The organism is Porphyromonas cangingivalis, from assembly GCF_900638305.1.
Taxonomy (GTDB): Bacteria; Bacteroidota; Bacteroidia; order Bacteroidales; family Porphyromonadaceae; genus Porphyromonas_A; species Porphyromonas_A cangingivalis.
This window is the reverse complement of sequence record NZ_LR134506.1, coordinates 2,155,459-2,169,264: the sequence shown is the minus strand read 5'-3', so window position 1 is coordinate 2,169,264 and position 13,806 is coordinate 2,155,459. Positions and strand designations below refer to the sequence as shown.

Here is a 13,806-nt window from a genome sequence, read left to right as displayed (position 1 = left end):
ATCTACTTTCTTGTTACTTTGTTTGATTGGGAAGCTAAAGGTAGCAATTTTTCTCTACTTCCCTTATGCAGTGCAACAAGAGCACATAACATTCTCAAAAAACATCTTTGAAGATAGGATTCAAAAGGCCACCGAAACTATCTCCACTCCTCACACTCATCTGTGAAAGAACGAATCGTAGAGATTACCTCATCGTTGTCATCGGTGATGGAGAGGAGGATGCCATTGATCTTACCCTCGGCCGACATCCCTTCGAGGAGTGGATAGATGGGACGTTCGTGTGTCCAGTAGTCTTTGCCCAAGAAGATCATCGGGCTGGACATCTCGTAACTGACATAGTGGTTCTGTGCAAGGTCTTGGAAGATCTCCTGCATCGTACCTGCACTACCGGGCGAGAAGATGACACCACCTTTGGCAAGGGCAAGGAGACCTTCTTCGCGAATGCTGTTGGCAAAATACTTGGCGATGTGTGTAGCAAAAGGAGTTGCCAACTCATGGCCATAATGCCATGTAGGGATCCCGAGACTGAAATACTGTGGCGATGGGAAGCGGTGCATCACCTCCAATGCCGTCTCCAACCACCCCTCATCACTGTACTTCGGTGCGGAGGATAGGATACCCAGAGCCTCTTCGACCACCTCCTCAGAATGCCCGGCGAGCCAAGCTCCCAAGTGTGTGGCTTCCATCGCTCCCGGGCCACCTCCCGAAAGTAAGAGATAACCAAGTTCCGTCAACCTCTTGGAGAGAAGTACCACCTGTCGATACATCCCATCGGTACGAGCAGCACTGTGCCCACCCATGATCGCAACAATCTTATGGACAGGATATGGGGATAGGAAGTCGTTGAGATTTTCGGTGATAGAGTGGTCATGAAGTGTCTGCGCCAAAGAGTCCTTGATCGAAGGCTTCCTCTCCGAGCCTTTGTAGTAGTCGTAGACACGTTTGTCATAACAGTCTTGGTATGATTCGGGCAAACCTCTGCGATACCCCTCATACAACGATGCTCCGTCATACAAAGTCTTAGGGTAGGTTTTGAACGGCACATCGAGACGAGGGAAGACATAGTTGTCCGTCGACAAATAACAACTCACCCGTGGAGGCATCTCACATCCGAGGAAGAGACAGTCCATCCACCTCACAGTCATCACTTCATCCTCTATCGCACCAAAGTCTATACCCTGCACCGCCACCGCCGTCATCTCACCTACGGCCATGGCCTTACGCAAGGTTTCTATTGTCTCATAAAGTATCATCATCTACCGATCTTATCATCAACGAAAAAAACAAGAGGTCTCGGGCATACAGTCTTTACACTCTCCGACAACCCTCTGACCACTATTGAGTTTCAACTTAGGTAAAACCAAAAGGAACTCCCTAAAGTTCACACCTTATCTGAAACACACGAAGGGGCAGTGTCACGGATGATGGATGACACTGCCCCTTGTCTACATTTGGTTGTATTATGTCGTTGCGTTGCGGATTACTTCGCGCGTTCGAGTTCGACGGTGAAGTGACGCATCACAGGAAGCTCGTGAGTGATGACGAAGCCCTTGTTGATGCTTGCAGCACGTTCCTTGACGTTGGCCAAAGCTGCCGCTACGACATCCATGTGGTTGTTGGTATAGGTACGGCGTGGGATGGCGAGACGAAGGAGTTCGAGACGTGGATAGCGGTTTTCACGTGTATCGGGGTCACGGTCTGCAAGGATGGCACCGATCTCCACACCACGGATACCTGCTTCAAGATAAAGTTCGATACCGAGGGTCTGAGCGATGAATTGTTCCTTAGGGACATTCGTCAAGATCTGCTTAGCGTCCACGAAGATAGCGTGACCACCCGCAGGACGTTGGTAAGGGATACCATACTCGTCGAGCTTCGAACCGAGATAAGCCACCTGACGGATACGGGCATCGAGGGTGTCGAACTCTGTACCCTCGTCAAGACCTTGAGCAAGGGCATTCATATCTCTACCGCTCATACCACCATAGGTGATATAACCTTCGTTCATGATACAGAACATCTGACACTTACGCCATAGCTCTTCGCTCTTGAACGCCACGAAACCACCCATGTTGACGATCGCATCTTTCTTGCTCGACATGGTCATGACATCTGCATAAGAGTACATCTCACGGACGATCTCCTTGATGCTCTTGTCAGCATAGCCCTCTTCACGAGTCTTGATGAAGTATGCATTTTCGGCAAAGCGTGCAGAGTCGAGGAGGAGGGTGATACCATACTTACGGCAGAGCTCAGAAGTCTCACGGATGTTCTTCATAGATACAGGCTGGCCACCGGCAGTGTTGTTCGTCACCGTAAGGACGACACAAGGGATCTTTTCTTTTGGTGTCTCCTTGAGGATCTTTTCGAGCTTGTTGAGGTCCATCTCTCCCTTGAATGGGATCTCAAGTTGAGTGTCCGCAGCGGCATCGATGGTACAGTCGGGAGCATAAGCCTGACGGTATTCGATGTGACCCTTGGTGGTGTCGAAGTGTGAGTTACCGGGGATGATGTCTCCCTTCTTGACGATGGTCGAGAAGAGCACGTTTTCAGCTGCACGACCTTGGTGTGTAGGCAAGAAGTAGTCGAAGCCAAGGATATCCTTGATCGCACTCTTCATGTTGAAGTAGCTCGATGCACCGGCATAGCTCTCGTCCCCAAGCATCATCGCAGACCATTGGCGGTCACTCATGGCACCTGTACCTGAGTCGGTAAGAAGGTCGATAAACACTTGATCACTCTTAAGCATGAAGAGGTTGTACTTCGCATCGCGGATCCATTGCTCACGATCCTCTCTTGTAGAGACACGGATAGGCTCTACCATTTTAATCTTATACGGCTCGGCATAAGGTAGTTTCATAATAAATCTTTTTTAGAGGTTAGAGATTTCTCTGTTTGTTTTCGCGCTAAAGTTACAAAAATAACAATACAATGCTACCTCCAAGTCGGAGCATTTTACACACACAAACAACTACCACAGAGACACATAGATAACTTTTGGATCACAAATCACGGCATCTCGACATCATTTTAACAAAAATAATATGTAACTTGCGACGAAGTAGAGACATTTTACCACACAATAGCAACAATTCAACAATTCGACTTCGCCGTTCTTTTTTATCGGTATGCTTGAGAGTTTTGCACAGTTGATCGCAGAGATTTTCTCCCATGGTATGTTTTGGAGGACGCTGTATGTCGTCATCACGCTGAGTATCATACTCCTCGTGATGCTCGAAAATCGCAACCCGATCAAAGCTGTCGGATGGGTCATCATCCTCATCCTGCTCCCTGCCGTAGGACTCGTGACTTACTTTTTCTTCGGGCGAGACAACAGACGGCTCCGACTCCTCTCCAGACAAGCCTACCGTCGTATCATGAACAACTCCATACCGAGCATACCTCAGGAGGACGACGGCAAAGCAATGACCACTCAGGCAGTCTCTCCTCTCATACCCAAGACTCCCCTATCCCACCTCATCGAAGGGCAGACCAATGCACCCATACTGGTCGCCCACTCTCTCGAAGTCTTCACCGATGGGCACAGCAAGATGGGACGTCTATACGAAGACATAAGACAGGCCAAAGAGCATATACACGTACAGTACTACGTGTTTTCGGACGATGATACAGGGAAAGCCTTGGCCGATCTCCTTGCCATCAAGGCAAGCGAAGGGGTCAAGGTGCGTGTCATCTATGACCATGTGGGGAGCTGGGAAGCCTCCTCTCGCTTCTTCAAAGGCATGAGAAAGAAAGGGATCGAAGTTTATCCCTTCCTACCCGTGATCTTCCCTCTGCTCACAAGCAAAGTCAACTATCGCAATCACCGCAAACTCATCGTCATCGACGGAAAGATAGGCTATGTCGGAGGGATGAACATCGCCAACCGCTACACCATAGGCAACGAACTCGGCATCTGGCGTGACACCCATGTCCGCATCACCGGGCCTGCCATCAACGGTCTCCAGACGTCATTCATGACCGACTGGTATGTAGCTTCTCAGCGCATCCTTCCGATAGATGTCTACTATGCCGATCACTCGGAGACGACACCGCCCGAACGACAGATCCCGGTACAGTTCTTCCAATCCGGCCCGACCGGTCCATGGCGCACCCTCCTGCTCGCACTTGTCCGTGCCATCACCAATGCCCGTAAGTCCGTATGGATAGAGACACCTTATTTCCTCCCCAATGACTCCCTCTACAAAGCCATCATCGGTGCAGCCCTCAGTGGCATAGACGTCCGTCTCATGATACCCCTCAGAGGAGACAGCCGTAGCGTGCGCTTGGCAAGCGACTCCTATATCGCCGATCTCCTCAATGCCGGCGTCAAAGTGTACAGATACCACCGCTCCTTCTTACACTCCAAACTGATGATCGTGGATGACGAACTCACCATCATTGGCTCGGCCAACATGGATTTCCGAAGCATGGAGCACAACTTCGAACTCACAGGATGCATCTACGACCGTGCCGTGAACGAAGAGATGAAAGCCGTCTTTGCACAAGACCTCAAGCACTGCACCCCCATCACCGCCAAGACTTGGCGCAAACGCCCCTTCGGCACACGACTCTCAGAGTCCTTCATGCGTCTCTTTGCACCTCTCCTCTGAAGCCACGAAAAAAGTCGTTTGACTTGATGCAACGAGTCCAAGGACTTTCGTCATCGAGTCAAACGACTTTTTTTCGTGGCTTCTACGCTTTTTTGTATGGAGGATAAAGAGAGACTGTGGGTAATGTGTATGTATCGGAGACTCAGGGCAAGAGCCGGTCGAAGGCCTTGCGTTGTCCTTCTGTCGCATGGACAAGGGTATAGGCGTGAGGCTCACGCGGATAGTCGTAGGTCTTGCGAAGGTACTCGAAGTCCGTATAGCCTGCTCTCAGATCGCCGTCCACCTTACGAGGATCGAAGGTCTTGAGGATGGCTTCGAAAAGAGCGTTTTCGCTCCACTGAGACATATCTATCTCGGGGTGCAGAGGTGCAGGGGGCGACATCGGCGAGAGGATGTCAGGTCGGTCGATACCGAAAAACTTCATCCCTGCCTCGACGCACATCCTTGCGCCATTGGCCTTGCCGTCAGCAGAGAAGCCCGCGATGTGGGGCGTGCCGATGAAAGCCCTATCAAGCAATGCAATAGAAATGTGTGGTTCACCCTCCCAACAGTCGATGATCACCCTATCGATCCTTCCCGTCGCCAAGCCGTCCAGAAGAGCCTCGGTGTCTGTCACGCCACCACGGCAGGCGTTGATGACCACAGGTTTGCGCCCAAGGCGTGCCACGAGAGCCTTATCGAAGAGATGATAGGTCGGATGCGCCCCCGACTTGGTGAGTGGGGTGTGCAGTGTGATGATGTCGGATCGGGAAGCTATTTCTTCGAGAGAGACAAAACCCTCGTCTCCCTCTCTCTCCGCTCGTGGTGGGTCGTTGAGGAGACAGACCATACCGAAAGCCTCGGCATACCTCTTCACCACCGTCCCGACATGACCGACTCCGACGATGCCGAGCACCTTCCCCTTGGGGTAAAATCCGGTCTCGGTGACGAGCGAAGCGATCACACCGGCAAAGTACTGCCCCACGGCTTCGGCGTTGCATCCGGGAGCATTGCGCCACGTGATCCCCGCAGCATCGCAGTACTCTGTGTCGATGTGGTCGAAGCCTATCGTTGCCGTCGTGATGAGGCGTACACGAGAGCCGGTCAAGAGTTCACGCGAACACTTCGTGATGCTTCGGACGATGAGCCAGTCGGCATCACGTACAGCCTCCGGGGTAAAGTCCGACGAAGGGAGGTAGGTGACCTCCCCCAGTGATTCGATCACCCCACGGAGGTAAGGGACGGAGTGTTCGGCAATGATCTTGAGGGGCTTCATCACTTTGTCTGTGCAGCGTGTGCGTAAGCCTTGATACGCTTTACCATCGCAAGGAGACCGTTCGAGCGTGTAGGCGAAAGGTGTTCTTTCAAGCCGACCTTGTCGATGAAGTAGAGTTCGGCCGAAGAGATGTCGGTAGGCTTCTGATCATTGACCACCTTGAGGAGCATGGCGATGATCCCCTTGACGATGACGGCATCACTCGCAGCTTCGAAGTGCAGAGATCCGTCTTCGTTGGCACGAGCGGTGATCCACACACGGCTCTGACACCCTTCGATAATGTGCTCAGGGACCTTATCGGATTCAGGCATATCAGGGAGGGTATCGCCCATGTCGATGATCATCTGATATCTGTCCATCCAGTCATCGAGGAATGAAAACTCCTCTACAATCTCGTCTTGTATTTCGTTGATTTGCTTCGTGTTCATATTGATTTATTTGATACTGTTGTCATAGTCGAGGAGCACCTGCCATACGGTTTCGCCCACGGCCTTGAGTGGGGCACGGTCGATGATGCTCATGTTGTCGTCGTGGGTATGCCAGTAAGCACCGAAGCCATTGTGGGTATCGGGCTTGAAGTTGATGATGTCGACACAAGGGATACCGAGGTTGCGGATGACGAAGTAGTGATCATCCGTCACCGCTCCCCCCATCTCGTTGATGAAGTACTCCTGATGTCCGAGACGACGTGCGGTGTCCCATATCTTTGTGACCGTCTTACCGGCAGACTCTTGAGAGAAATACTCACGATAGAAGGTCGCACCCTTCGATCCCACCATGTCAAGCAGGATACCGAAGTCTGCACGATAGCCGGGGACATGGGGACTCTGCGTCCACTTCTGTGTGCCCAAAGCCCAAGTGACAGTACTCTCTCCGCTGTAATTGGCGTGCTCGGGCGCACCATAATCCTCGGCATCAAAGAGGGCGATATCTATACCTATATTCTTCATCGGATGGAGACGCAGGAGACGTGCGATCTCCAAGAGGACGCCGGTACCACTGCCGCCATCATCGGCACCATCGATGGGGAGGTCTCTTTTCGACTTATCGCCGTCGTGATCCGCCATGGGACGTGTATCCCAGTGAGCAAAAAGGAGGATACGTCTCTTGGCCTCGGGATTGTGCACCCCGATGATGTTCTTTGCCTTGAGGATGGTACCGTCATAAGCGGTGACATCGACGTCCTGCACATACATCGTGAGCCCTTGAGCTTCGAGAGCAGAGGCAAGATAATCGGCACAAGCTCTGTGACTCTGAGTATTGGGCACACGAGGGCCGAAGTCTACTTGTCTCTTGATATGTAGGTAGGCAGAGTCGGCACTGAAAGGCGATGCCTCGGCGACTCTTGTCTCTGTCTCCCGGGTCTCGGTGGTCTTCTTGGCATTTTTCTGTCCGCCACAGGCCGTCAATGCCGTCAGAAGGAAGAGCATATAAAGTGGTTTCATACTGTTACATTGTCTTTTAGTGATCTTATCATGGGGCAAAGATAACATATTCTTGTCACTCGGAGGGGCAAAATGACAGCCGGACTCAGAGATCCACCGTACACGCAATGCTCCATATAAAGGATCAAGGACTTCCGGTTTTCTGTCGAGGGACAGAAAACATTCTTTCAGAGAGCAGAACGCATTCTGTCCCCGGGCAGAGAAAAAACATTGCAACACTGTTGCATGAAAATTTATCTTATCTTTGTTCGTATCAAAAAGAAGTGCCAAGTGAGACGTATCATCTCCATACCTTTCATCCTCATATCGGTGGTGTTACTGCTGATATTTGCCGTCGTGCCTCACCATCACCATGGTGGGATGCCTTGCTTGACAATGGAGGTGTGCGAGGGAGCCAAGGTTTGTTGTGAGGGTCACCACGACCATGGACATGACGGCTGTACAGGGCATGAGGACGGCTCGTGTATCATTGAGGATGCACTCTTCGTTGCGCACTTGGATAACGAACCCCTATACAAAGCCTTACAGTCGGTCGACTGTGGGCATGACCTGATCTCTCACTATCCACTCTGCTTCATTGTCGCCGATCTGCTCAACTTCGACGACTCCTCCCCCCTTCCCTCAAGACATCCCGATGACCGACAGGGGGATTATATCTCCGCAGATGTAGATGCCCCACAGGGGTTGCGTGCTCCTCCTTTTGGGTTAGTGTAAGGTGCTACTTGCTTCATAGTTGAGGCATGAGTGCTTTTCGTTTGCTATGCAGATGACCATATCGGCATGGCACTTTGTGTCTATTCGGATCGGTAGATCCATCGTACCCACACCTAACCCCAACAACAATGAAAACATATACACTGACCCTGCTGACAGCATTGGGCATAATCATGACCGGATGTAATTCATCATCGGGAAAACTGTCCGATGCCACACACACATCTGTCACCGATGCGCACGAACACGATCATGATCACTCGAAAGAGCACGAGCACTCGCACGATCATGATGAAGGGAACTGTGATCACAATCACGAGGAGATAGATCTGACGGATGCGATCGAGTTTTCGGAAGCACAGGCCGAACTCATAGGTCTGGAGACCGAAACGGTCACACGCGGAGACTTCGCCTGCGTGATCAAGACGAGCGGGCAGATACTTCCCGCCCAAGGAGATGAGATCACTGTCGTGGCGACTTCGAACGGCATCGTGACCTTCCCCCACAAATCACTGACCGAAGGAGCTTCGATCCAAGCAGGGCAGAGCCTTGTGACGATTTCGGGCAAAAAGCTCTTGGACGGTGACCCTTTCGTCAGAGCCAAAGCGGAGTATGAGACTGCGCTCAAGGAGTATGAGCGTGCGGAGGGTTTGGTACAGGATAAGATCATCTCCACAAAGGACTTCGAACAGATCAGACTGCGCTACGAAACGACAAAGAATGCCTATCAAGAACAGTCCACCGCGGTGACACCCCACGGTGTCGTCATCACGGCTCCGATCTCGGGCTTCCTCAAGAACAGACTCGTCTCACACGGAGAGTATGTCTCCGTGGGGCAAGCCATCGCAACAGTTTCTCAAAACCGCAAATTGCACCTTCGTGCAGAAGTGTCAGAGAGGCATTACAAGGCCATAAGGGGCATATCGGGAGCTAACTTCCGACCATCTTATGACGAGGGGGTGTACCGGTTGGCAGATTTGAATGGCCGATTGCTTTCGCATGGCAAGGATGTAGGGCAAAGTTCTTTTCTCATTCCGGTGACATTTGAGTTTGACAACATCGGGGCAGACTTCGTACCGGGCTCCTTCGCAGAGGTATATCTCCTCGGTGGCTCTCTGAGCGATGTATTGTCGGTACCCATGAGCGCGATCACCGAGGAGCAGGGTCTGCACTTCGTCTACGTCCGTCTCAACGAAGGGCACTACCGAAAGCTGGAGGTGACACTCGGACAGTGCGATGGGAATCGTGTACACATCCTCTCGGGGCTCAACGAAGGGGACGAGGTCGTGACAAGAGGGGTATATCAGGTGAAGCTGGCAGCGACATCTTCGGTCATCCCTCATGGTCATAGTCATTAACCTCCAAAATCTGACCATATCATGCTGAACAAAATCATACACTTTTCGCTCCACAATCGCTTGATCGTACTGGGAGCGGCTGTGCTGTTGATGATCGTGGGGACTTACACCGCAACGAATATGGAGGTAGATGTATTCCCCGACCTCAATGCCCCTACCGTGGTGGTGATGACAGAGGCCACGGGCATGGCACCGGAGGAGGTCGAGTACTTGGTGACTTTCCCGGTCGAGACGGCTCTCAATGGAGCGACAGATGTGCGCCGTGTGCGTTCGTCGTCGACGACCGGGTTTTCGATCGTCTGGGTCGAGTTTGACTGGGGGACGGACATCTATCGGGCACGACAGATTGTCTCGGAGAAGCTCGCCGTGATCCGTGATGCCCTGCCTTCAAACGTGGGCAACCCGACACTCGGTCCTCAGTCTTCGATCCTTGGCGAACTGATGATCATAGGACTGACTTCGGAAAAGACTTCGTTGCAAGAACTGCGAACGATAGCGGACTGGACAATACGACCTCGTCTCCTGTCTACGGGTGGTGTGGCACAAGTCGCAGTCATCGGTGGAGAGATCAAGGAGTATCAGATCCTCCTCGATCCGGAGCGGATGAAGCACTTTGGTGTGGCTCTCGATGAAGTACTGCCGGTGGTCAAGGAGATGAACCAAAACGCTGCCGGAGGCATATTGTATGAGTATGGGAATGAGTACATCATCCGTGGGATGCTCTCGACCAACAAGGCCGAAGAGCTGGGAAAAGCAGTTGTGAAAAGCGTAAACAATTCACCACTTCTGCTTGAAGAGATTGCAGAGGTACGGATAGGCGACAAAGCTCCAAGGTTGGGGGTGGCTTCGAATGATGCCAAGCCGGCAGTCCTGATCACGGTGACGAAACAGCCGGCTTCGAGCACCTTGGATCTGACAAAGCAGCTGGACATCTCTCTTGAAGAGCTCCGACATAGCCTACCTTCGGACATCAAGATATCGACCGATGTCTTCCGTCAGGCGAGATTCATCGATAGTTCGATCGACAACGTAAAGAAGTCTCTCTACGAGGGAGGGATATTCGTCATCATCGTACTTTTCATCTTCCTGATGAATGTCCGCACGACAACAATCTCTCTGATCACTATCCCTCTTGCCTTACTCTGTTCGATCCTTGCGCTCAAAATCATGGGGTTGACGATCAACACGATGAGTCTCGGGGGGATGGCTATTGCCATAGGCTCTCTCGTCGATGATGCCATCGTGGATGTCGAAAATGTATTCAAACGACTGAGAGAAAACCGACACAAGCCCAAGAGCGAACAACTACCGGTGCTTACCGTCGTCTTCGAGGCATCGAAAGAGGTGCGTATGCCGATCCTCAATTCGACCCTCATCATCATCGCCAGCTTCGTGCCCCTTTTCTTTCTCTCCGGGATGGAGGGCAGGATGCTTGCACCATTGGGTGTGGCTTTCATCGTCGCGCTCATAGCCTCCACCTTGGTGGCACTCACTCTCACCCCGGTGCTGTGCAGTTACCTGCTCGGCAATCCGAGAAACAGCGAAAAAGATGACAAAGAGCCATTTGTGGCACGCAGACTCAAAAGTGTCTATCGACGAGCATTATCCTGGACTCTCATCCACCGACGTTGGGTGCTCGGTGGGACAGGGTTAGTGCTTGTGCTGACACTCATTGTCTTCTTCTCCCTTGGACGCAGCTTCTTGCCTGCGTTCAACGAGGGTTCGCTCACCATCAATGTCAGCACGTTGCCGGGGATATCCCTCGAAGAGTCGGACAAGATGGGACGTATCACCGAAGAACTGCTCCTTTCGATACCCGAGATACAGACCGTGGGACGAAAGACCGGTCGTGCCGAACTCGATGAGCATGCCCTCGGGGTCAATGCTTCTGAAATCGAGGCTCCATTTGTCCTCGACAAGAGATCGAAGGACGAGATGGTCGAAGAAGTGCGCGAAAAGTTGTCTGCCCTACCCGGCGTAAACATCGAGATCGGTCAGCCCATCTCGCACCGTATCGATGCGATGCTGTCAGGCACCAAAGCAAACATAGCCATCAAGCTCTTCGGCTCGAACCTCAACCATATGTTCCGCCTCGGTAACGAGATCAAAGAGTCCATCCAAGACATCAGGGGGATCGCAGACCTAAATGTCGAACAACAGGTCGAACGCCCCCAACTCAAGATCGAGCCACGCCGTGAGCTCTTGGCGAAGTACGGCATCTCCCTACCGGACTTTGCGGACATCGTCAAGGTACTCTTGGCAGGAGAGGTGGTCTCTCAAGTGTACGAAGGGAACCGATCCTTTGACCTTACATTGAAAGTGAAAGATACCGGACGGGAGTCGATGGACAAGATCAAAGACCTGCTGATCGATGCAGGAGATCGCAAGGTGGCTCTCTCCGATGTTGCGAAGATCACATCTTCGACAGGGCCCAATACCATCAACCGTGAGAATGTCATGCGCAAGATCGTCATCTCTGCCAATGTCTCCGGGCGTGATCTCCGTGGTGTCGTCGAAGACATCCGACGCACCATCGACGAGGAGATCACACTTCCCGAAGGTTACCACATCGAGTATGGAGGACAGTTTGAGAGCGAGCAAGCTGCATCCCGCACCCTCTTCATCACATCGATATTCTCGATCTTGGTCATCTTCATGCTCATCTTCAGTCAGTTTAAGAGCGTATCTCAGTCCCTCGTTGTGATCCTCAACCTTCCTCTCGCACTCATCGGAGGAGTCTGTGCCATCGCGCTCACGGGAGGTGTACTGAGCATACCGGGCATCATCGGGTTCATCTCGCTTTTCGGCATCGCCACACGCAATGGGATGCTGCTCATATCGAGGTACAACGACCTGAGATCCGAAGGGTTGAGTATCCGAGAAAGTGTCATGGCAGGCTCGCTCGACCGACTCAACCCCATCCTCATGACAGCCCTCACCTCAGGCCTTGCCCTCATCCCTCTCGCTCTCGGAGGTGACCTGCCGGGCAATGAGATCCAAAGCCCTATGGCAAAGGTCATCCTCGGAGGCCTGCTGACATCGACATTCCTCAATGGATTCATCATCCCGATCATGTACCTCATGACCGGTAAGAAGACTGAATCGATAACCGAATAATCTCCCACTCATGCGTACCATATTATCTTTTATACTGAGCCTCACATTGCCCCTATCGATCTGCGCACAAAGCGATATCGACAGGGTGTTGAAGGTCATCGAACAAAACAACACCACGCTCAAGAGTCTCCGAGAGACGGCCGAAGCCGACAAACTTGCCAACAAAACCGAGATCTACCTCTCCAATCCCGAAGTGGAGTACGGTCACCATTGGGGTAAGCCCACAGAGATAGGCAATCGTACGGCATTGAATGTCACGCAGACTTTCGACATCGCCACTCTCACAGGCATGAAGAGCAGACTGGCCAGGGATAAAAACACCCTCATAGACCGCCAATACCGTTCCGACCGTATGGCGATCCTTCTCGAAGCGAAGCAGACCTGCATCGACTTGATCTACTGCAATGCCCTGAGAGAAGAACTCTCCATGCGCCTGCGACATGCCGAACTCATCGCTGACGGTTACAAGTCAAGGATGGAAAAAGGAGATGCCAACATCATCGAGTACAACAAGGTACGCCTCAATGTCACTCGCGCACAAAACGAACTCCGTCTCATCGAGATCGAACGCCAAACCCTCCTCTTGAGACTTAGACGGCTCAATGGTGATATCGACATCTCATTCGGTCTCACGACTTATCCTGCGACGATGCTCCCCACGGACTTCGACACTTGGTACAGCCATATCGAGACGACCGATCCGACTCTTGCTCATGCACGACAAGAGATCGAAGTCAGCAAGAGGCAACTATCACTGACCAAAGCGATGGGGCTGCCCTCCTTCTCGGCAGGCTATGCGAGTGAGAAAGTCGGCCAAGAGGACTTCAAAGGCATTTCCGTAGGCATCACCATACCTCTTTGGGAAAACAAAAACAAAGTCCGCCATGCCAAAGCCTCCATACGTGCAGCTGAAGCGCGGGCAAACGACACTCGTCGAGAAGTGTACAACCGTCTCAAATCCCTCTATAACCGCACCGCAGGACTTCGTGACATCGCTCACAGTTACCGCAACACACTCTCACAAGCCAATAATGCCGATCTACTCAAGAAAGCCCATGATGCCGGCGAACTCTCCCTCCTCGACTACATCCTGGAGATAGGCATCTACTACGATACAGTAAATCAGATGCTCACAGCCGAGAAAGACTACCAAAAAGCTCTTGCTGAACTATATGCGACTGAGTTGTAGCGTAAAAACTCTTAATTTCGTTTCCCCCGAAGGCCAATAAAACCACACCTTCGGGGGATTTTTTATTGACTTTTTCAGAACCTACATCGTACTGATAAAAATAAAATAGGCCCTT

The 13,806-nt window shown here is 51.9% G+C and carries 10 protein-coding genes; 5 read left to right on the top strand and 5 right to left on the bottom strand.

Going from position 1 to position 13,806, the window contains the following annotated elements; all coding sequences use genetic code 11:
* Positions 1–137 precede the first annotated feature (137 nt).
* The gene (locus EL262_RS09065) at positions 138–1,256 is read right to left on the bottom strand and encodes an LOG family protein (protein WP_078735496.1); all 1,119 of its coding nucleotides are present in this window, start codon (positions 1,254–1,256) and stop codon (positions 138–140) included.
* Between the two features lie 224 nt (positions 1,257–1,480).
* Complete coding sequence (locus tag EL262_RS09060) at positions 1,481–2,860, bottom strand: tryptophanase TnaA (protein ID WP_025836845.1); 1,380 nt, start codon at positions 2,858–2,860, stop codon at positions 1,481–1,483.
* A gap of 268 nt (positions 2,861–3,128) precedes the next feature.
* Here EL262_RS09060 and cls point away from each other — a divergent pair, with 268 nt between their 5' ends.
* Positions 3,129–4,613: a cardiolipin synthase gene (cls, locus tag EL262_RS09055; protein ID WP_078735495.1), complete on the top strand. Its 1,485-nt coding sequence runs from the start codon at positions 3,129–3,131 to the stop codon at positions 4,611–4,613.
* Between the two features lie 142 nt (positions 4,614–4,755).
* On the opposite strand, the gene pdxB is transcribed toward cls, so the two are convergent.
* Genes pdxB through EL262_RS09040 form a run of 3 tightly spaced genes read right to left on the bottom strand, consistent with a single transcriptional unit; the run spans position 4,756 to position 7,313 of the window.
* On the bottom strand, positions 4,756–5,868 hold the full coding sequence (gene pdxB, locus EL262_RS09050; protein WP_036853283.1) for a 4-phosphoerythronate dehydrogenase PdxB: 1,113 nt from the start codon (positions 5,866–5,868) through the stop codon (positions 4,756–4,758).
* The gene (locus EL262_RS09045) at positions 5,868–6,296 is read right to left on the bottom strand and encodes a SufE family protein (protein WP_078735494.1); all 429 of its coding nucleotides are present in this window, start codon (positions 6,294–6,296) and stop codon (positions 5,868–5,870) included. The genes pdxB and EL262_RS09045 overlap by 1 nt, the downstream gene beginning before the upstream one ends.
* Before the next feature lie 6 nt (positions 6,297–6,302).
* Positions 6,303–7,313, bottom strand: a complete 1,011-nt coding sequence (locus tag EL262_RS09040; RefSeq protein WP_025836843.1) for a M28 family peptidase — start codon at positions 7,311–7,313, stop codon at positions 6,303–6,305.
* Positions 7,314–7,538: 225 nt separating this feature from the next.
* Between EL262_RS09040 and EL262_RS09035 the strand changes: the two genes are divergently transcribed.
* The 4 genes from EL262_RS09035 to EL262_RS09020 all read left to right on the top strand — a co-directional run bounded on the left by EL262_RS09035 (position 7,539) and on the right by EL262_RS09020 (position 13,691).
* Positions 7,539–8,027 (top strand): DUF6769 family protein, encoded by a 489-nt coding sequence (locus tag EL262_RS09035; protein ID WP_025836841.1) that lies wholly within the window; start codon positions 7,539–7,541, stop codon positions 8,025–8,027.
* A 128-nt stretch (positions 8,028–8,155) separates the two neighbouring features.
* Entirely contained in the window at positions 8,156–9,385 is a 1,230-nt protein-coding gene (locus EL262_RS09030) for an efflux RND transporter periplasmic adaptor subunit (RefSeq protein ID WP_078735493.1), read from the top strand.
* 21 nt (positions 9,386–9,406) lie between these two features.
* A complete protein-coding gene (locus EL262_RS09025; RefSeq protein WP_078735492.1) occupies positions 9,407–12,502 on the top strand; it encodes an efflux RND transporter permease subunit in 3,096 nt (1,031 codons plus the stop codon).
* Positions 12,503–12,512: 10 nt separating this feature from the next.
* On the top strand, positions 12,513–13,691 hold the full coding sequence (locus EL262_RS09020; RefSeq protein ID WP_025836839.1) for a TolC family protein: 1,179 nt from the start codon (positions 12,513–12,515) through the stop codon (positions 13,689–13,691).
* Positions 13,692–13,806: the final 115 nt, after the last annotated feature.

Coding starts and splice junctions, on each gene's coding strand:
- EL262_RS09065 (WP_078735496.1), bottom strand. CDS start 1,256: ATGATGATACTTTATGAGACAATAGAAACCTTGCGTAAGGCCATGGCC.
- EL262_RS09060 (WP_025836845.1), bottom strand. CDS start 2,860: ATGAAACTACCTTATGCCGAGCCGTATAAGATTAAAATGGTAGAGCCT.
- cls (WP_078735495.1), top strand. CDS start 3,129: ATGCTTGAGAGTTTTGCACAGTTGATCGCAGAGATTTTCTCCCATGGT.
- pdxB (WP_036853283.1), bottom strand. CDS start 5,868: ATGAAGCCCCTCAAGATCATTGCCGAACACTCCGTCCCTTACCTCCGT.
- EL262_RS09045 (WP_078735494.1), bottom strand. CDS start 6,296: ATGAACACGAAGCAAATCAACGAAATACAAGACGAGATTGTAGAGGAG.
- EL262_RS09040 (WP_025836843.1), bottom strand. CDS start 7,313: ATGAAACCACTTTATATGCTCTTCCTTCTGACGGCATTGACGGCCTGT.
- EL262_RS09035 (WP_025836841.1), top strand. CDS start 7,539: ATGAAAATTTATCTTATCTTTGTTCGTATCAAAAAGAAGTGCCAAGTG.
- EL262_RS09030 (WP_078735493.1), top strand. CDS start 8,156: ATGAAAACATATACACTGACCCTGCTGACAGCATTGGGCATAATCATG.
- EL262_RS09025 (WP_078735492.1), top strand. CDS start 9,407: ATGCTGAACAAAATCATACACTTTTCGCTCCACAATCGCTTGATCGTA.
- EL262_RS09020 (WP_025836839.1), top strand. CDS start 12,513: ATGCGTACCATATTATCTTTTATACTGAGCCTCACATTGCCCCTATCG.